At 61.4% G+C, this 18,938-nt stretch carries 15 protein-coding genes and 3 tRNA genes; 15 read left to right on the forward strand and 3 right to left on the reverse strand.

Features of this window, described 5'->3' with window-relative positions:
- Positions 1 to 62: 62 nt before the first annotated feature.
- Together J3R84_RS04935 and J3R84_RS04940 are read right to left on the reverse strand one after the other, a co-directional pair.
- Positions 63 to 536, reverse strand: a complete 474-nt coding sequence (locus J3R84_RS04935) for a MarR family winged helix-turn-helix transcriptional regulator (protein WP_025426575.1) — start codon at positions 534 to 536, stop codon at positions 63 to 65.
- Positions 537 to 719: 183 nt separating this feature from the next.
- A complete protein-coding gene (locus J3R84_RS04940; protein WP_025426576.1) occupies positions 720 to 2,558 on the reverse strand; it encodes a HAMP domain-containing methyl-accepting chemotaxis protein in 1,839 nt (612 codons plus the stop codon).
- A 376-nt stretch (positions 2,559 to 2,934) separates the two neighbouring features.
- On the opposite strand from J3R84_RS04940, the gene J3R84_RS04945 reads away from it, so the two are divergent.
- From J3R84_RS04945 to J3R84_RS04955, 3 genes are read left to right on the forward strand one after another with little or no spacing between them, the layout of a single operon-like run.
- Positions 2,935 to 4,212, forward strand: coding sequence for a metallophosphoesterase family protein (locus J3R84_RS04945; RefSeq protein WP_057211429.1), 1,278 nt, complete (start codon positions 2,935 to 2,937; stop codon positions 4,210 to 4,212).
- Positions 4,212 to 7,673 carry an ATP-binding protein gene (locus J3R84_RS04950; protein ID WP_203527282.1) on the forward strand — a complete coding sequence of 1,154 codons (3,462 nt, stop codon included), beginning with the start codon at positions 4,212 to 4,214 and terminating at the stop codon, positions 7,671 to 7,673. Before J3R84_RS04945 ends, J3R84_RS04950 begins: the two co-directional genes overlap by 1 nt.
- Before the next feature lie 52 nt (positions 7,674 to 7,725).
- Positions 7,726 to 8,124 (forward strand): (R)-mandelonitrile lyase, encoded by a 399-nt coding sequence (locus J3R84_RS04955; RefSeq protein ID WP_025426579.1) that lies wholly within the window; start codon positions 7,726 to 7,728, stop codon positions 8,122 to 8,124.
- A gap of 298 nt (positions 8,125 to 8,422) precedes the next feature.
- On the opposite strand, the gene J3R84_RS04960 is transcribed toward J3R84_RS04955, so the two are convergent.
- Positions 8,423 to 8,498 (reverse strand) — tRNA-Val (locus J3R84_RS04960).
- A 471-nt stretch (positions 8,499 to 8,969) separates the two neighbouring features.
- Between J3R84_RS04960 and J3R84_RS04965 the strand changes: the two genes are divergently transcribed.
- From J3R84_RS04965 to nuoH, 12 genes are all read left to right on the forward strand, one after another.
- A tRNA-Asp gene (locus tag J3R84_RS04965) sits at positions 8,970 to 9,046 on the forward strand.
- Between the two features lie 75 nt (positions 9,047 to 9,121).
- A tRNA-Asp gene (locus J3R84_RS04970) sits at positions 9,122 to 9,198 on the forward strand.
- 295 nt (positions 9,199 to 9,493) lie between these two features.
- Positions 9,494 to 9,859 carry an NADH-quinone oxidoreductase subunit A gene (locus J3R84_RS04975; protein ID WP_025426580.1) on the forward strand — a complete coding sequence of 122 codons (366 nt, stop codon included), beginning with the start codon at positions 9,494 to 9,496 and terminating at the stop codon, positions 9,857 to 9,859.
- Positions 9,850 to 10,428, forward strand: coding sequence for a NuoB/complex I 20 kDa subunit family protein (locus tag J3R84_RS04980; RefSeq protein ID WP_025426581.1), 579 nt, complete (start codon positions 9,850 to 9,852; stop codon positions 10,426 to 10,428). The genes J3R84_RS04975 and J3R84_RS04980 overlap by 10 nt, the downstream gene beginning before the upstream one ends.
- Before the next feature lie 18 nt (positions 10,429 to 10,446).
- Positions 10,447 to 11,052, forward strand: a complete 606-nt coding sequence (locus J3R84_RS04985; protein WP_025426582.1) for an NADH-quinone oxidoreductase subunit C — start codon at positions 10,447 to 10,449, stop codon at positions 11,050 to 11,052.
- Between the two features lie 57 nt (positions 11,053 to 11,109).
- Positions 11,110 to 12,300 (forward strand): NADH-quinone oxidoreductase subunit D, encoded by a 1,191-nt coding sequence (locus J3R84_RS04990; RefSeq protein WP_025426583.1) that lies wholly within the window; start codon positions 11,110 to 11,112, stop codon positions 12,298 to 12,300.
- Positions 12,300 to 12,554, forward strand: a complete 255-nt coding sequence (locus J3R84_RS04995) for a hypothetical protein (RefSeq protein ID WP_025426584.1) — start codon at positions 12,300 to 12,302, stop codon at positions 12,552 to 12,554. The genes J3R84_RS04990 and J3R84_RS04995 overlap by 1 nt, the downstream gene beginning before the upstream one ends.
- A gap of 16 nt (positions 12,555 to 12,570) precedes the next feature.
- Complete coding sequence (locus J3R84_RS05000; protein ID WP_025426585.1) at positions 12,571 to 13,698, forward strand: NADH-quinone oxidoreductase subunit E; 1,128 nt, start codon at positions 12,571 to 12,573, stop codon at positions 13,696 to 13,698.
- Between the two features lie 11 nt (positions 13,699 to 13,709).
- Positions 13,710 to 15,014, forward strand: coding sequence for an NADH-quinone oxidoreductase subunit NuoF (nuoF, locus tag J3R84_RS05005; RefSeq protein ID WP_025426586.1), 1,305 nt, complete (start codon positions 13,710 to 13,712; stop codon positions 15,012 to 15,014).
- Between the two features lie 6 nt (positions 15,015 to 15,020).
- Positions 15,021 to 15,695, forward strand: a complete 675-nt coding sequence (locus J3R84_RS05010; RefSeq protein ID WP_057211427.1) for a helix-hairpin-helix domain-containing protein — start codon at positions 15,021 to 15,023, stop codon at positions 15,693 to 15,695.
- A gap of 103 nt (positions 15,696 to 15,798) precedes the next feature.
- The gene (gene nuoG, locus J3R84_RS05015) at positions 15,799 to 17,871 is read left to right on the forward strand and encodes an NADH-quinone oxidoreductase subunit NuoG (RefSeq protein WP_057211426.1); all 2,073 of its coding nucleotides are present in this window, start codon (positions 15,799 to 15,801) and stop codon (positions 17,869 to 17,871) included.
- Between the two features lie 20 nt (positions 17,872 to 17,891).
- Positions 17,892 to 18,935: an NADH-quinone oxidoreductase subunit NuoH gene (gene nuoH / locus J3R84_RS05020; RefSeq protein ID WP_025426589.1), complete on the forward strand. Its 1,044-nt coding sequence runs from the start codon at positions 17,892 to 17,894 to the stop codon at positions 18,933 to 18,935.
- The last annotated feature ends 3 nt before the right edge of the window (positions 18,936 to 18,938 follow it).

The raw sequence follows: 18,938 nt of genomic DNA on the forward strand, positions 1-18,938 counted from the left end.
GGACATGACGTCCCGGCCTCTTTCTGTTTCGGCTATCTGTAAAGGCTGGGGGAAGGGCGGGCCTAGCGAGCGACCGCAATCTGTGCTGCTTCGGCCTCATCCTTGCGCTTGCGAATTTCGTCGGTCTTGTCGACGAGTTTGCCGACGATATCGAAGAGCTGACCGAGCTCCTTGTCGTCGAGCGCGGAGAAGATCTCCTCGATCAGCTGTTTGCGCGGGTGTTCGGCTGCCTCCAGGATCACGCGTCCCGTGTCGGTGATCGAGACGATCTTGGCGCGGCGATCCTCGGGATCGGGTTTGCGCATCACCAATCGGTCGCGCTCGAGGCCGTCGATCGCTTCGGTGACGGTGCGCGGCGCAAAGTTCAGCGCGCAGGCGATATCCGTCGAGCGACAGGGGCCGAGCTTGCTCAGGAAGAACAGGAATTTGCTCCGCGCCAGCGAAACGCCTTCCTCCGTCATCGACTCGTTCACGAGCCGGTGGACGCGGTGATAAAGCTCAAACAGTCTGTCGGAAACTTCGAATGTCTTCTTCATGATCATCGTTGGAAAATTGTGAGGTGCCATGTCAAATGGCAGCAACATTATTGATAGTTACAATTGCTACATTTGTCGACTAAAACCTCTGCAATTTCACGGTAACGACCTCCGCAAGCAAGAAACGGCCTCCGTTTCCGGAGGCCGTTTCACTTGTAGTGCCAAGAATTTCACCCGTTCGGACTATGCTGCCCGGCGCGATGAGCCGGTCCAAGGCGCGTAACCGTGGCCCGAATCCTGGGCCAATGTGAAGCGAGCGATCAGTTCGCGAAGACGGCCGGCCTCCTGTGCCAGCGTCGCGCTTGCGGCGTTCGCCTCTTCGACCATTGCGGCGTTCTGCTGGGTCACCTGGTCCATCTGGTTGACGGCGGTGTTGACCTCGGAAAGCCCGGCGGACTGTTCCTGTGCCGAAACGGCGATCGCGTCCATGTGCTGGTTGATCGTGACGATAAAGCCTTCGATCGTGCGCAGAGCCTCGCCGGTTTCACGCACGAGTTTGACGCCGCTCTGCACTTCCACCGCTGAATTGCGGATCAGGTCCTTGATCTCCTTGGCGGCATTGGCCGAACGCTGTGCGAGTTCGCGCACTTCCTGGGCGACGACGGCAAATCCCTTGCCGGCATCACCGGCGCGCGCTGCTTCCACGCCGGCATTCAGCGCCAGCAGGTTGGTCTGGAAGGCGATTTCGTCGATGACGCCGATGATGTTGGAGATTTGGCTCGACGAATGCTCGATGCGGCCCATGGCGTCGATTGCGCCGGAGACGATGGCGCCGGACTTGTGGGCGCTTTCGTTTGCCTGGCTGGCAATGGCGCGGGCTTCGTTGGTGCGCTTGGACGAGCTGCCGACATTGACCGTGATCTGGTCGAGGGCGGCTGCCGTTTCTTCCAGCGACGCGGCCTGCTGTTCGGTGCGACGTGACAGATCGTCGGCGCTCTGGCTGACTTCGCGTGCACCGCTGTCGATGCTGCCCGAGCTGGAGGAGACGGCAGCCAGTGTATCGGCCAGCTGGGCAACGGCCTGGTTGAGGTCGTGACGCAGCTGTTCGAAATCCGGTGCGAAAGGTTCGTTGAGCTGGAAGGCGAGATCGCCGGCCGCCAGGCGGCGAAGACCGGTTGCAAGGCCGGCTGTCGCTTCCTGCAGACGGAGCTGTGCGGCCGCCTCGGCCTCTTCGGTCACGCGGTGACGCTCGGCCTCTGCCTGCGAACGCTGGACCTTGGCATCTTCCTCGAGCTGAAGATTGGAGATGGCCGCCTCGCGGAAGACCTCGACGGCGCGCGCCATCTCGCCGATCTCGTCCTTGCGCACGCCATAGGGAATGGCGGTGGCCGTATCGCCATTTGCGAGACCTGCCATCGAGCGGGTGATGATCTGGATTGGACGGGCAATGCCGCGGATTGCGTAGAAAATAGCGCCGAGGACGATGAGAGCCGCAACCGCGATGACAGCCATTTCGATCATACGGATCTGGTCGTGCGTGGTGGAGCTGTCAGCAACGGCAGCGTCGGCGCCGGCCAGATTGAGCGCGCGCATTTCCTTGATCGCCTGGTCGACCTGCTGTTCCCTCTCGCGCATCTCGACCTTGAACACGCTTTGCGCCTTCATATTCTCGAGATTGTTGGAGAGCTTGACCATGCCGGCGGAAACCGAGAGGTAGGCCTCATAGGCGCTCTTGACCTTTTCAAGTGCTGCCTTGTCGGCGTCGTTGACCATCAGGGCGGCGTATTCGTCCGAAAGCTTGTTGAAGCCATCTACGGTTTCGCCGATGACCTTCTCGGCCGCCTTCTTCTCGAAGGGGGTCAGCGAGATCAGGTGCCGGGCAAACGACATGCGTGTGTCCGAAAGCTGGGTTTCCAGTGCGCGCGAGAGCGAGACACGCGGCAGCCACGTGGTGGCAATCTCGTTGTTGCGCTCGTTCATCATCTTGATGCCGCCAAGCGAGGCGACGGCCAGAACGGTGACGATGAGGCCAACCATCAGGAAAAGGGCAATAAGGGTGTGTGATATCTTTAGGCGCGACATGAATAACTCCGGAGGAACGGCGTCCGTAAAAGCTTGTGCATGAATAAGTCGTTCCGGCTCTTGATCGTCATGACGGAGCGGATGCCGAAGCAGGGAGTCATTCCTGTGCTTGGCCGCACGCAAAATGCAGCCGAGCGGAACCTAGCCAACAAGTTCTTACAAAAGCGCTAATCGATTAAAGTGAGTATAATCTGATATTTGCACATAGGGGCGCGCGCTTTTGCGGCAGAACGTTTCAAGTCGAAACTCCAGTCATTACGTATGAGCGCTGGCTTTACTTAACTGCCCTGAAATAACGGCGAGTGACGGGCGCATCCGCGTGGATGACGGTGTCCGGCGCATTGACGGGTGCTGCTCCCACGGGCCATGGTCGGCCATGTCCTTCCGCTTCGTTCACACCGCCGATCTTCATCTTGATTCCCCGCTGCGCAGCCTTGCGCTTCGAAATGCCGAGCTCGCCGACATCGTGCGCGGTGCGACCAGGCAAGCGCTTGTGAGGATCGTCGATCTTTGCCTTGCCGAAGAGGTCGATGCCTTGCTGATCGCCGGCGACCTTTATGATGGCAGCCAGACCTCGATGAACACCGCGCTGTTTCTCGCTGGCGAACTGCGCCGGCTCGACGAGGCCGGCATCCGGGTCTTCATCATCCGCGGCAATCACGATGCCCAATCGCAAGTGACGAACGAGCTGACGCTCTCGCCATCGACACACGTCTTCAAGGGCCGCGGCAAGGCAGTCCTCGCAAAGACGCTGGAGAGCGGCCGCGATGTCTATATCCATGGTGTGAGCTTTGCGAACGCCCATGCGTCGGAAAGCTTGCTGCCGTCCTTTCAGTCACCGGTCGCCGACGCGATCAATATCGGCATGTTGCACACGAGCCTCGCCGGCGCTGCCGGCCATGACCTCTATGCTCCCTGCAGCGTGGCGGATCTCCAGGCGCACGGCTTCGACTATTGGGCGCTCGGCCATGTCCATCAGCGTCAGGTCCATGCCAGCGAACCTTTCGTCGTCATGCCGGGCATGCCGCAGGGGCGCGACATCAACGAAGCCGACAGCAAGGGCGTGACGTTGGTGACGGTGACCGACGAAGGGCGGGTTTCGATCGAGGAGCGGGCAATCGGCCTTGCCACCTTCGAGCGGATCAGCCTTGACCTCACCGGCGTTTCCGAGTGGGGCGATATGCTTGATACGGTCGGGAACGCTTTCTTGCAGTCGCGCGAGACGACCGCTGCCGACAATGTGATCTTCCGCCTGACACTGACTGGCGCGACGCCGCTTTCCTGGCGCATGCGCCGTGATGGCGATCTGCTCCGGGCCGAGATCGACAATGTGGCTGCGGGCAACGGCGGCTGCTGGGTCGAGAAAATCGAGCTCGATTGCCGCAGTCCTGGTGCAGAGGCGGGGGCGGTTATGGCTGATCCGGTCGACGAACTGGCGGCCCTTGTCGGCAGCGATGTCCTGCCGGCCCACGGTTTCCGTCAGGAAGTGCGCTCTGCGGTCGAGGAATTGCTGCAGCAGTTACCGCCGGACCTGCGCCAGGTTCTGGCGCCGGATGAGGCGGCGGTCGAAAGACTGGCGTTCGATGCCGGTGTCTCCGGTGCTGCGGAGGTGCTCGCACACCTTCATGGCAATGCAGGCGAGGGTTCACGCTGATGCGGCTGCGCGAACTCGACCTGGTGCGGTACGGCAAGTTTACCGAGCGGCGCCTCGACTTCGGTCCGGCGATATCAGGTAGGCCAGACCTGCATATCGTTTACGGCCCGAACGAGGCCGGCAAGTCGACGCTGTTTTCGGGCTTCCTCGACCTGCTCTTCGGCATCGAGCATTACAGCTCCTACGGCTTTCTGCACGCCTATCAGACGATGCGGGTTGGCGGCACGATCGAGGCGGCCGGCCGCACCCATCAGGCCTTCCGGATAAAGCGCAAGACCAACACGCTGGTCGGTGCCGACGATCAGCCGTTGCCGGACAATCTGTTTTCCGCCGCGCCCGGCTCGATCGACCGCGCGACCTACCGCATGATGTTCTCGCTCGACGACGACAGTATCGAGCAGGGAGGGGAGGCGATCCTGAAGAGCGAGGGCGAACTCGGCTCCCTGCTCTTTTCCGCCAGTTCAGGTCTGCCGGACAGCGCTGCGATCCTGTCTATCCTGCGCGCCGAGGCGGATGCCTTCTATCGACCCCAGGCACGCAAGCATCAGCTTTCCGAGCTGAAGGCCGAACTCGATGCGTTGAAAGTCGAGCGCAACGGGCTGGACGTCAATGCGCGTGAATATGCATCGCTGCGCAAGACGCTTCTTGCCGCCCGCGAGCGCCACGACGCGGCCATGGCGCGGCGCGTCGAACTGCGAGTGGAGCGCGATCGCCTGCGAGCGCAGATCGATGCCTTGCCGCTCTTCCGGCGCCTGTGTGGCTTGCGCATTGATCTGGCAAAGGCGCCGGCCTTGCCGCCAGCGCCGGCCGAGTGGGCCGCAGAACTGCCCGCACTGCGACGGCGCGACATCGAAATTGCGACCAGGTTGCGTCAACTCGCGGACGAAAGTCGCCGTCGGCAGGAAGAGCTGGAGGTCCTGCCGCATGACAAGGCGGCCCTCATCCTGGTGGAACGTTTGAACGCGCTGCAGGAGACGGCGCTCGATGCGCGTTACGTCACAGCCGCGCGCGACATGCCCGCACGGATCGACGAACTGTCGCGGACAAATATCGAAATTTCTGCCTGCCTCGTTAGGCTCGGCGAGCGCGGCGACCAGGATCCGGCATCGCTGCTGTTGCCGACGGCCACAGGCGCTCGCCTGCAGGAACTCTCACGGCGGCATTCCGCGTTGCAGGAGCGTGCGGCATCGGCTCGACAGGAGGCGGATGGGGCAAAACGGATGGAGCGGGAGGCGACAGACGAGCTGGCGCGGCTGCAGGCCGAACGCAGCTCGGCCATCGATCCGAGCGCGTTTGTCGAGCGCTTGCGGCGTGTTCGGCAGGATGATTGCTCCCTGCGCCTGCAGGCCACCCGACAAGTGCTCGAACGCCTGGATGCAGAGCTTGCCGACAAGCTGGCGGCTTTGAAACCCTATTCAGGCAGCGCCGATGATCTGCTTGGCCTGACTGTGCCCGCTGCCGGCACGATCGAGACCTGGCGACGCGACACGGCGGCGCAGGACCAAAGGCGCCTGCGCCTTGCCGACCGCGTCGCGAGCGAAACTGAACAACTGGCCGGAGAGGAAGCTCGCCTCGCGGCCCTGATTGCTTCGGGCGGCGCCCTTGACGACCGGGCGTCCATCGAGATTCGCCAGCAGCGACAACACGCCTGGGAGCGGCACAAGGTCCGGTTGGATGCGACGACTGCGGAAATCTTTGAGGACGCGTTGGGTCGCGACGACGATGCGACGGCATTGCGGCTCGCCGAGGCAGCAAAGGTCGCGGATATGCGCTCGCTCGCTTTGTCGATCGCCGAGCGCCGGGCGCGTCTTGATGAGCTTGGGCGACAACAATGCTCGCTCGCCGAGGAGGCGTCTGCACTTGCACAGGCGGTCAAAGCAACAGCCTCTGCAAGCGGTTTACCTGACGTCACGCAGTTGACGCAGCTGGAAGCCTGGCTCGTGTCCCGGCTCGCGGCGCTCGATGTCCGCACACAACAGCGTTCTACGCGGCTGGAGCTCGATCGCGCCCAGGCCGACGAGAATGACGCGCGCGATGTTCTGAAGGATTCACTTGCCGAGATCGGTGTGACCGAGCGTTTGCCGCAACGGCTCGACGATCTCATGGCCTTTGCCGAGAATGCTGTCGGGCAGGCCCAGGCGGCTTTTTCTGCCGGCAAGGCGGCGCGCGAGGCGGTCCGACGTTCCAGTGACGCGCTGGAGCAGCGTAAGTCGATCTTGGCGCAAGCCGAGGACGCCCTGTGCTCCTGGCGGGAGCAATGGGACGATCTGCTCTCAACCACCTGGCTTGCCGGTCGGCCGGAACAGCTGCTGCCGGATCAAATCGCCCCCATGCTCGCGGTCTTGCAGGATCTCGACAAGCTGGTGCAGCGCAAGGCCGATCTCGATCACCGCGTCGCCGGCATGCGCAAGGATCAAGTGGCTTTTGAAGCGGCGATCGCAAATCTTGCCGGTGTGCCCGACACCGGAGATACGCTTGCGATTTTCGCCGCCATGAAGGCGCGTGCCGCAGAGGCTGAAAAGCAGGAGGATCGGCGCGCTACGCTGTTGACGGAGCTTGCCCGCCTTGAGGAGGAGAAACGCAGCGTTGCTGCCGAGCAGGATCTTCACATTGCCCGCAAACGTCTGGTCCTCGACTTCTTCGACTGCGAGACATTGGATGAAGCCGGCTTGCGGCTCGACGCTTCCCGCGAGCAGGAACGGCTGCGCCAGCGCATTGCCGAATCGGAGGCCGACCTTGCGCAGCGCCTTGGTGTCGCCCGCAGCGAAGACGCCGAGGCGTTGCTGGCTGCGCTTGACGACGAAGCGGTGCGGCTGGAACTGGCTCGCGTCGAGGCGCTGCTTGAAGAGAGCGACCGTGATGTAAGTGAATTGCACGCCGACATGCGGACGAAGGAAGGGGCGCTCGCCAATATCGCCGGCGACGACGCTGTCGCAGCACTCGATCAGCGTCGCCGCACGCTGCTTCTGGAGATCGAGGCCAAGGCGCTCGGCTATCTCAAGCTGAGAGCCGGCCTGATCGCCGCCGAGCAGGCACTCCGGCTCTTTCGCGAGCGCCATCGCAGCGGCATGATGCGGCGCGCCTCGGAAACCTTCAGCCGCATCAGCGGTGGAGAATATTCCAGCCTGTCGGCGCAGGCCGACAAGGGTCAGGAATTCCTGATTGCCAACGCCGCAACTGGCGGGTCCAAGCTGGCGCGCGATCTTTCCAAGGGGACGCGCTTTCAGCTTTATCTGTCGCTCAGGATCGCCGGCTATCACGAGGTCGCCGCGGCGCGCGAAACCTTGCCCTTCATCGCAGACGACATCATGGAGACGTTTGACGACGGCCGCGCCGGTCGCGCCTTCGAGCTGATGGCGGATATGGCCCGCGTCGGGCAGGTGATCTACCTGACGCACCACGAGCATCTTTGCGATATTGCCCGAACGGCGTGCCCGGAAGTGACTATCCACAGGTTATGATGCCGACATGCCGTCGGCGAATGATCGTGACGGAAACCCGGAGGAACGGCAGATGGAAATCATACCCAGCGGATCGCGAGCGTCGACACGACCCTCGGCCGACTACTTCACCGGGACAGTCAGGCAGGATCCCGTCATCGAGGCAGCAGAGCCGGCCCGTGTGCGCGCCGTCAACGTGACCTTCGAGCCCGGCGCGCGGACCGCATGGCATACGCATCCGCTTGGGCAGACGCTGGTGGTGACATCGGGCAGAGGCCTGGCGCAGGTCTGGGGCGAGCCGGTGCGTGAGATTCGTACGGGAGACGTGGTCTGGTTTCCGCCAGGCGAAAAACATTGGCACGGTGCCGCGCCTGACACGGCCATGGTTCACCTCGCCATCCAGGAAGCGCTCGACGGCAAGGCGGTCGACTGGCTGGAGCATGTCACCGACGAACAGTATCGCGGCAGCTAGCTGATTCTTTTGCTCGTCTGCTGCTTTGCGATTCGTGACGAATCTGTCGCCAGCGCGTTCACAGCGCACGTGGCGTAAGGATCGCTTTCAACAAATTCGGTTGCATCGCGCGAAAGGCGCAGGTCGCTCTATCGTCGAAGCCTGTGCGGGCGTTTGCCTTGGGTCACGGTACCGACAGCTCGATCTGATGAACGCCTGAACACAGGAAGCGCAGAATTTTGGCCACGGACAGTTCGACAGTGAAAACATGAACGCAAATGCGCTTGTTGAGTCGGCGGTGGAAGTTCCAAGGAAAAAATGGTGGGCGATGAGAGACTCGAACTCCCGACATCCTCGGTGTAAACGAGGCGCTCTACCAACTGAGCTAATCGCCCTTCAGCGTTCGGACCGGATGTGTCCGCCGCGTCGGTGGCCGTGATCTAGGCGTAACCGAAAAAAACCGCAAGAGCATTTCCGTCGTTTTTTTGATTTTTTTTGCACGAGGCGACAAAAGTGCAGGAGTTGCCGGGTTTTCACATTGTGGAAAAAAGCGGAGAGCGGCGACTGTGGAAAAAGGTGATTGGCCACGCGACGACTTTCATCCGAATCCATCAGTCGCTGGCATGTATCTGTGCATTGTCTTTCCTCACGCCAGAGCCGGCTGCTGCGCAAAGGGCAGGGGCCCTCTCTCTTAAGGGGAGGTCGAGGGCGGCTTTGACATTGCCTGTGGATCAAAATTGGCTCCGTTATGGATTTGTCTCCAAACACGCTTGACACCCAAATGCGAACCGCTTAGTTAGCCGCTCATCGAACGGGCAAGCCCGCTCGGTGCCGGGGCGGAAACGCTCCAGCCACTTCAAGATGATGCGGGTGTAGCTCAGTCGGTTAGAGTGCCGGCCTGTCACGCCGGAGGTCGCGGGTTCGAGCCCCGTCACTCGCGCCATTCTTGACATGGTTTGACTTGAGGCATTCTCACGAAGCGCCGATGGTGGTAATACTGACCCCTTGGGTCATATGCGCGGGTGTAGCTCAGTCGGTTAGAGTGCCGGCCTGTCACGCCGGAGGTCGCGGGTTCGAGCCCCGTCACTCGCGCCATTTACCTCTTGATTCCTCCGATACAACGTCACTGCAAATTCTGTTTTTTGCAGTGCGGCAATCTGTCCTTCTGGCGTCGCTTTTACCGTAAAGTCTGCCCGTGCCTGCAAATCAGCGCTTTGCCGCGACACGTCGTCCAATCCTGTGCCGCGAACCGGTTTAAATGGCCCTCGAAGGCTTGCGCGCAAGCGCGGGCTGCGCTAACCACTCTGGCGTTGCAACATATTTTTCGGCCTGCGAGATTTGTTGTTTGGCGCTCTCCCATGCGCCCTCCCGCAGGCAGGGACGGATAACAATGACTGAACTTCTCGGTTCCTATGTTCCGATCGCGATTTTCATTGGAATCGCACTTGTGATCGGCGTGGCACTTTTGATTGCCCCCTTCGCCGTCGCGTTCAAGGCGCCTGATTCGGAAAAGCTGTCGGCCTACGAATGCGGTTTCAATGCGTTCGACGACGCTCGAATGAAGTTCGACATTCGTTTCTATCTTGTGTCGATCCTCTTCATCATCTTCGACTTGGAAGTCGCCTTCCTCTTTCCGTGGGCCGTCTCGTTCCACCAGCTGGGCTGGTTCGGATTCTGGTCCATGATGGTCTTCCTCAGTGTGCTGACGATCGGCTTTATCTATGAATGGAAGAAGGGAGCGCTGGAATGGAACTAGCATCCGGCACCACGCTCGTTGCGCCCAAGCCGAAGGGGATCATCGATCCCTCGACCGGCAAGCCGATCGGCAGCAATGATGCATTCTTCGGCGAGATCAACAATGAGCTCGCCGACAAGGGTTTTCTGGTTACGTCGACCGACGAGCTCATCAATTGGGCGCGCACTGGTTCGCTGATGTGGATGACCTTCGGTCTTGCCTGCTGCGCCGTCGAGATGATGCAGATGTCGATGCCGCGTTACGACGCCGAGCGCTTCGGCTTCGCGCCGCGCGCTTCACCGCGCCAGTCCGATGTGATGATCGTCGCCGGCACCCTGACCAACAAGATGGCGCCAGCGCTCCGCAAGGTCTACGACCAGATGCCGGAGCCGCGTTACGTGATCTCGATGGGCTCGTGTGCCAATGGCGGCGGCTACTATCACTATTCCTATTCCGTCGTGCGTGGCTGCGACCGTGTCGTGCCCGTTGATATCTATGTGCCAGGCTGTCCTCCCACAGCAGAAGCGCTGCTTTACGGCGTGCTTTTGCTGCAGAAGAAGATCCGCCGGACCGGCACGATCGAACGCTAAGGGTAGGGGGTCCTTAACATGAGTGAAGCCCTGAACGAGCTTGCCTCCTATCTGCGCGAGACGCGCAGCCAGCTGATTTCGGATGCCGCCATCAACTACGGCGAACTGACGCTGACGACGACGGCTGCAAACCTGATCGAGCTCTTGACGTTCCTGCGCGACGACGTGCAGTGCGCCTTCATCAACTTCGTCGATGTTTGCGGTGTCGACTGGCCTCAGCGGCCGGACCGTTTCGATGTCGTCTACCACCTGCTGTCGCCACGCCAGAATTTCCGCGTGCGCATCAAGGTTGCGACCGGTGAAGGCGAGCCTGTGCCGTCGGCCACCAGCGTCTTTCCGGGCGCCGACTGGTTCGAACGCGAAGCCTACGACATGTATGGCATTCTGTTTACCGGCCATCCGGACCTGCGTCGCATCCTGACGGACTACGGTTTCGAAGGGCATCCGCTGCGCAAGGACTTCCCGGTCACCGGGTTTGTCGAGGTTCGCTATGATGACGAAGCCAAGCGCGTCATCTATGAGCCCGTTGAACTGAAGCAGGAATTCCGTAACTTCGACTTCCTCTCCCCGTGGGAAGGGACGGAATACGTCCTGCCCGGCGACGAGAAGGCGAAAGCACGGTGAGACTAAGTCGGCCCGCGGCGACCCTTTGAGGGCGCCGTCCGGCCTGGAGCAATCGGTATGACCGAACATAACGTCCGCAATTTCAACATCAACTTTGGTCCGCAGCATCCGGCGGCGCACGGCGTTCTTCGTCTGGTGCTCGAGCTTGATGGCGAAATCGTCGAGCGTGTCGACCCGCATATCGGTCTGCTGCATCGCGGCACCGAAAAGCTGATCGAAACCAAGACCTATCTGCAGGCGATTCCCTATTTCGATCGGCTCGACTACGTCGCGCCGATGAACCAGGAGCATGCTTTTGCGCTTGCAGTGGAAAAGCTGACCGGAACCGAAGTTCCGATCCGCGGCCAGCTGATCCGCGTTCTCTATTCGGAAATCGGCCGTATCCTGTCGCATCTTCTGAACGTGACCACGCAGGCCATGGACGTCGGCGCGCTGACGCCGCCGCTCTGGGGCTTCGAGGAGCGCGAAAAGCTGATGGTGTTCTATGAGCGTGCCTGCGGCGCGCGCATGCACTCGGCCTATTTCCGTCCCGGCGGCGTGCACCAGGATCTGCCGCATGAGCTGGTCGAGGATATCGGCAAGTGGATCGACCCGTTCCTCAAGACCGTCGACGATATCGACGAGCTTCTGACTGGCAACCGCATCTTCAAGCAGCGCAACGTCGACATCGGCGTCGTCAAGCTGGAAGACGCCTGGGCCTGGGGTTTCTCGGGCGTGATGGTTCGCGGTTCCGGCGCTGCCTGGGACCTGCGCCGTTCGCAGCCCTACGAATGCTATTCGGACATGGATTTCGACATTCCGATCGGCAAGAACGGTGACTGCTTCGATCGTTACCTCATCCGCATGATCGAAATGCGCGAGTCGGCCAAGATCATGCGTCAGTGCGTGAACCGTCTGCTCGGCGATGCCAAGATTGGCCCGGTCTCGTCGATGGACGGTAAGATCGTTCCGCCAAAACGTGGTGAGATGAAGCGCTCGATGGAAGCGCTGATCCACCACTTCAAGCTCTACACCGAAGGCTACCACGTGCCGGCCGGCGAGGTTTATACAGCCGTTGAAGCGCCCAAGGGCGAATTCGGCGTCTATCTCGTCTCCGACGGTAGCAACAAGCCCTATCGCTGCAAGATCCGTGCCCCGGGCTACGCGCATCTGCAGGCGATGGACTTCCTCTGTCGCGGACACCAGCTTGCCGACGTGTCAGCCGTGCTGGGCTCCCTCGATATCGTGTTCGGTGAGGTGGATCGCTGATGCGTTTCGCGCCCCTGGCAATGGCAGGATTTCTTATGCTTGCGACGGCGGCATCCGCACAGGATTCCGTCAACAGCGAAGCGTCTGCCGCGATGCGTGGGGGCTCGATGGCCGATCTCGTGGCCAAGGGCTACGAGATCAAGGCGGCCGTGGCCAACGGCACGCGCTACATCGTATTTTTACAAAAAGACCAGTCAGCCTATGCCTGCGAATTCGTTTCGGTGACGAAATCGCGGTGTGGGTCGATTAACTGATAAGGTGTCGTGAAGAATGTCTGTTCGTCGACTAGCCGAAGACAATGTTCAGCCGGCCGCATTCGCGTTCAATCGCGAAAACGCCGCTTGGGCAAAGAAGACAATCCAGAAGTATCCGAAAGGCCGTGAGCAGTCCGCGGTCATTCCGTTGTTGATGCGGGCGCAGGAGCAGGACGGCTGGGTAACGAAGGCCGCGATCGAATCGATCGCTGACATGCTCGGCATGGCCTATATCCGCGTGCTCGAAGTTGCGACCTTCTATACCCAGTTCCAGCTGAAGCCGGTCGGAACGCGCGCTCACGTGCAGGTCTGCGGCACGACGCCGTGTATGCTGCGTGGCGCCGAAGACCTGATCCGGGTCTGCAAGAGCAAGATCGCCCACGATCCTTTCACCCTCAACGAGAGCGGCACGCTTTCCTGGGAAGAAGTGGAATGTCAGGGCGCCTGTGTGAATGCGCCGATGGTCATGATCTTCAAGGACACCTATGAAGACCTGACGCCCGAGCAGCTCGAGCAGATCATCGACCGCTTCGATGCAGGCAAGGGTGCCGAAGTCGCCACCGGTCCGCAGATCGATCGTGTCTTCTCGGCGCCGGAAGGTGGCCCGACCACGCTCATGACGCCGGACGCGCCGGCCAGGAAGGCTCCCGCGAGCGCGAAGAAGGTCAGCGATGCGCCTGTTGTCAGCGTTCCGCCATCGAACGCTGCACGGGCAAAGACCGCTGCCAGCGAAACCAACGCCGCCGTGAAGACGCCGGCGACGGCGAAGAAGGAAGCGGCGGCAAACGCCAAGGTCGAGGGCGACACCGCCGACAAGTCGAAGCCCGCCAGGGCGGCCGACGTTTCCGGCAAGCCGTCGCTTGAAGACAAGAACCGCCCGGCAGGCATCGCTAGGCCGGCGGCTGTCGACGACCTCAAGCTGATCTCCGGCGTTGGCCCGAAGATCGAAGGCACGCTGCACGAACTCGGCATCTACACGTTCGCGCAAGTCGCGTCGTGGAAGAAGGCCGAGCGCGAATGGGTCGACAGCTATCTCAATTTCAAGGGCCGGATCGAACGTGACGATTGGGTCAAGCAGGCCAAGGCGCTCGCCAAGGGTGGCGAAGCCGAATACATCAGAGTTTTCGGCAAGAAGCCGCGGTAAAGAGGTGAACCATGCTCAGAGATGAAGATCGCATCTTTACCAATATCTACGGCCTCAAGGATAAGTCTCTCAAGGGCGCGATGAGCCGCGGCCATTGGGATGGCACCAAGCAGATCCTCGAAAAGGGTCGCGACTGGATCGTCAACGAGATGAAAGCTTCGGGTCTTCGCGGTCGTGGCGGCGCAGGCTTCCCGACCGGTCTCAAGTGGTCCTTCATGCCGAAGGAAAGCGACGGGCGTCCGCACTATCTGGTCGTCAACGCCGACGAATCCGAACCGGGCACCTGCAAGGACCGTGACATCATGCGTCACGATCCGCACACCCTGATCGAAGGCTGCGTCATCGCCAGCTTCGCCATGGGTGCGCACACCGCATACATCTACGTGCGCGGTGAATATATCCGCGAGCGCGAGGCGCTGCAGGCTGCGATCGACGAATGCTACGACGCCGGCCTGCTCGGCAAGAACAACAAGCTGGGCTGGGACATGGACATCTACGTCCACCACGGCGCCGGCGCCTACATCTGCGGCGAAGAAACCGCGCTGCTCGAAAGCCTTGAAGGCAAGAAGGGCCAGCCGCGCCTGAAGCCGCCGTTCCCGGCGAACATGGGTCTCTACGGCTGCCCGACGACCGTCAACAACGTCGAGTCGATCGCAGTTGCCCCGACGATCCTGCGCCGCGGCGCTGGCTGGTTCTCGTCGATCGGCCGTCCGAACAACGTCGGCACCAAGCTGTTCATGCTCTCCGGTCACGTCAACAAGCCGTGCACGGTCGAAGAAGCGATGGGCATCACCTTCCGTGAACTCGTCGACAAGCATGCCGGTGGCATTCGCGGCGGCTGGGACAACCTGCTGGCGGTCATTCCCGGCGGCGCATCGTGCCCGGTGGTCAAGGCGGAAGACATCATTGACTGCCCGATGGATTTCGACGGGCTTCGTGAAGTCAAATCGTCCTTCGGCACGGCGGCTGCCATCGTCATGGATCGCTCCACGGACATCATCAAGGCAATTGCCCGCATCTCGGCTTTCTTCAAGCACGAGAGCTGCGGCCAGTGCACGCCGTGCCGCGAAGGCACCGGCTGGATGTGGCGCGTGATGGAACGCATGGTGCAGGGCCGCGCCCAGAAGCGCGAGATCGACATGCTGTTCGACGTCACCAAGCAGATCGAAGGTCACACGATCTGTGCTCTGGGTGATGCGGCCGCCTGGCCGATCCAGGGCCTGATCCGCAACTTCCGTCCGGAGATCGAAAAGCGCATCGACGAATACACCCGCAACGCGACGTCGCACGGCGCGGTGCTGGAAGCGGCGGAGTAACGGGCCATGGCCGGCACACGCAAGGATGGACAGGTGAGGGGAGAGGCCGAGAGCGGCATTCCGTCCGCACGTCCGCTTGGCAGTGATCCGGCCGATCCGTTCGGCATGGCCGAATGGATGAAGACCATGCCCAAAGTGCCGCTGCATCCGCTGATGGCGCATCCGGCAGGCGCCGTGGCAGCTGCCACCGCGCTTGGTTTCGGTCTGTCGAGCCACATCGCCGGCGTTATGTTCGGCGCGATGCAGGGCGCCGTCGAAGCGCTGCAGAAGGGCTCGGCCTTGGCTGGCCAGATGCAGGCAGACGCCCCGGCTGAGGTCGTTCCGACCCAAGCAGCTCCGGTTCAGGCAGAAGCAATGCCGCAAGAGACGGTGAAGCCGGTAGTCGCCAAGAAAGGCGCGGTATCAAAGCCGAAGGCTGAGAACAAGCTGGCGGAGCGCGTGAAGGCGCCGGCAGCTTCGCGGTCCAAGACCCGCACCGCCGACGACCTCAAGCGGATTTCCGGCATCGGCCCGAAGCTCGAGCAGGTCCTGAACGGCAAGGGCATTCGCCGGTTCGCCGATATCGCCGCCTGGAGTGACGCCGACATTGCCCGCTTCGACGACGAACTGGGCTTTGGCGGACGTATTCTGCGCGACGACTGGGTAAAGCAGGCAAAGGCGCTGAAAGGCGCAAAAGAATAAGAGGCGGTGACCGGCAGAGGTCGCCACCGGCAAGCAGCATGGCTGTGTTGGAATTGTCCGTCGCCTCAAGGTGGACGGATGGAAGACAGGATTGAGTACGAAGATGGCAAAGCTGAAAGTCGACGGAAAAGAGATCGAGGTCCCGGATCATTTCACGCTGCTTCAGGCGTGCGAAGAAGCCGGCGCCGAGGTTCCGCGCTTCTGTTTCCATGAGCGGCTGTCGGTCGCCGGCAACTGCCGCATGTGTCTGATCGAGGTGAAGGGAGGGCCACCAAAGCCCGCCGCCTCCTGTGCCATGGGTGTGCGCGACCTTCGTCCGGGTCCGAACGGCGAGACGCCGGAAGTCTTCACGACCACACCGATGGTCAAGAAGGCGCGCGAAGGCGTCATGGAATTCCTGCTGATCAACCATCCGCTCGATTGCCCGATCTGCGACCAGGGTGGCGAATGCGACTTGCAGGACCAGGCGATGGCCTTCGGCATCGATAGTTCGCGCTACCAGGAAAACAAGCGCGCTGTCGAAGACAAGTATATCGGCCCGTTGGTCAAGACGGTGATGAACCGTTGCATCCATTGCACGCGCTGCGTCCGTTTCACCACGGAAGTGGCCGGCATTGCCGAACTCGGCCTGATCGGCCGCGGCGAAGACGCCGAGATCACTACCTATCTTGAACAGGCCATGACCTCCGAGCTTCAGGGCAATGTCGTTGACCTCTGCCCGGTCGGTGCGCTGACCTCCAAGCCGTTCGCCTTCACGGCGCGTCCGTGGGAACTGAACAAGACCGAATCGATCGACGTGATGGACGCGCTCGGTTCGGCCATCCGCGTCGATACCCGTGGCCGCGAAGTGATGCGCATCATGCCGCGCGTCAACGAGGACATCAACGAAGAGTGGATCTCCGACAAGAGCCGCTTCATCTGGGACGGCCTGAAGACTCAGCGTCTCGACCGTCCTTATGTCAAGAAGGACGGCCGTCTGCAGGCTGCAACGTGGAGCGAAGCGTTCCAGGCGGTCAAGGCTGCCGTTGCAGCGACCTCCGGCGACAAGATCGGCGCCATCGCCGGTGACCTTGCTTCCGTAGAAGAAATGTACGCGCTGAAGGAACTGCTTGCTTCGCTCGGTTCCGAAAACGTCGACTGCCGCCAGGATGGTGCAGCGCTCGATCCGTCGCTCGGCCGCGCCAGCTACATCTTCAACCCGACCATTCAGGGGATCGAGAGCGCCGACGCGCTGCTGATCATCGGCTCGAACCCGCGCTTCGAAGCATCCGTTCTCAACGCACGCATCCGCAAGCGTTACCGGATGGGCAATTTCCCGATCGCCGTCATCGGCGAGCGGGGTGAACTGCGCTACGAATACGAATACCTCGGTGCAGGCACCGACACGCTGGCCGAACTCGTGTCCGGCAAGGGCAAGTTCGCTGCGACCTTGAAGAAGGCGCAGCGTCCGATGATCATCATCGGCCAGGGCGCCGTTGCAGGGGAGGGCGGTGCCGCCGTTCTCGCCGCTGCCGCCAAGCTTGTCGGCGCAGTGACGGCCGACTGGAACGGCTTTGCCGTTCTGCACACCGCAGCGTCCCGCGTCGGTGGTCTCGACCTCGGCTTCGTCCCGGGCAAGAACGGCAAGACGGCCGCCGAAATGGTTTCGGCCACTGACGTTCTCTTCCTGCTCGGCGCCGACGAGATCGATCTTGCTGGCCGCAAGTCCGGCTTCACTGTCTATATCGGTTCGCATGGCGACAATGGCGCCCACGCTGCCGACGTCATCCTGCCCGCCGCCACCTACACCGAAAAATCCGGCACCTGGGTCAACACCGAGGGCCGCGTGCAGATCGGCAACCGTGCCGGCTTCGCTCCGGGCGACGCCCGCGAGGACTGGGCGATCATCCGTGCGCTCTCCGACGTTCTCGGCAAGAAGCTGCCCTTTGATTCGCTTGGCGAATTACGCTCGAAGCTTTACGCCGCGCAGCCGCATTTCGCCGATGTCGACGCGATTGCCGTCGGCAGTGGCGACGAAATTGCCGCACTTGCTCAAAAAGCCGGTGAGATGGGCAAATCCGTGTTTGCGTCTCCGGTCAAAGACTTCTATTTGACGAACCCGATAGCGCGCGCATCCGCCGTCATGGCCGAATGCTCGGCTTTGGCACGCAACAACTTCAAAGCTGCGGCGGAATGAGCGCGAGGGAATAGAGTATCATGGACGCTTTCGTTTCGACCTATGTCTGGCCTGCGATCATCATGGTCGCCCAGTCGCTGCTGCTGCTGGTCGCGCTGCTGCTTTTCATCGCCTACGTTCTGCTGGCCGACCGCAAGATCTGGGCTGCTGTCCAGCTTCGCCGTGGTCCGAATGTGGTGGGCCCCTGGGGTCTTTTCCAGTCCTTTGCCGACCTTTTGAAGTTCGTCTTCAAGGAGCCGGTGATTCCGGCTGGCGCAAACAAGGCAATCTTTCTGCTCGCGCCGCTCGTCTCCGTGACGCTGGCGCTCGCCGCCTGGGCGGTTATTCCGCTCAATGCCGGCTGGGTGATCGCGAATATCAACGTCGGCATCCTCTTCGTGTTCGCCATATCTTCTCTTGAAGTTTATGGCATCATCATGGGTGGCTGGGCGTCGAACTCCAAATATCCCTTCCTCGGCGCGCTTCGTTCTGCCGCGCAGATGGTGTCTTACGAAGTCTCGATCGGCTTCGTCATCGTCACCGTCCTGTTGTGCGTGGGTTCGCTGAACCTGACTGATATCGTCAATGCGCAGAGCAACGGCATCGGTACGAACTTGGGTCTGCCCGCATCGTTCCTCGACTGGCACTGGCTCGCACTGTTCCCGATGTTCATCGTGTTCTTCATTTCGGCGCTGGCTGAAACGAACCGCCCGCCCTTCGATCTGCCGGAAGCGGAATCCGAACTCGTCGCCGGCTTCATGGTCGAATACGGCTCCACGCCTTACATGATGTTCATGCTCGGCGAGTATGCCGCCATCTGCCTGATGTGCGCGCTGACGACCATTCTCTTCCTCGGCGGCTGGCTGCCTCCGGTTGACGTCTGGTTCCTCAACTGGGTCCCGGGCATCATCTGGTTCGTTCTCAAGGCATCCTTCGTGTTCTTCATGTTCGCGATGGTGAAGGCTTTCGTTCCGCGTTACCGCTACGACCAGCTGATGCGTCTCGGCTGGAAGGTCTTCCTGCCGATTTCTCTGGCAATGGTCGTGATCACTGCATTCGTTCTCAAGCTGACGGGAGCTGCATGATGC

Source organism: Ensifer canadensis (assembly GCF_017488845.2).
GTDB lineage: Bacteria > Pseudomonadota > Alphaproteobacteria > Rhizobiales > Rhizobiaceae > Ensifer > Ensifer canadensis.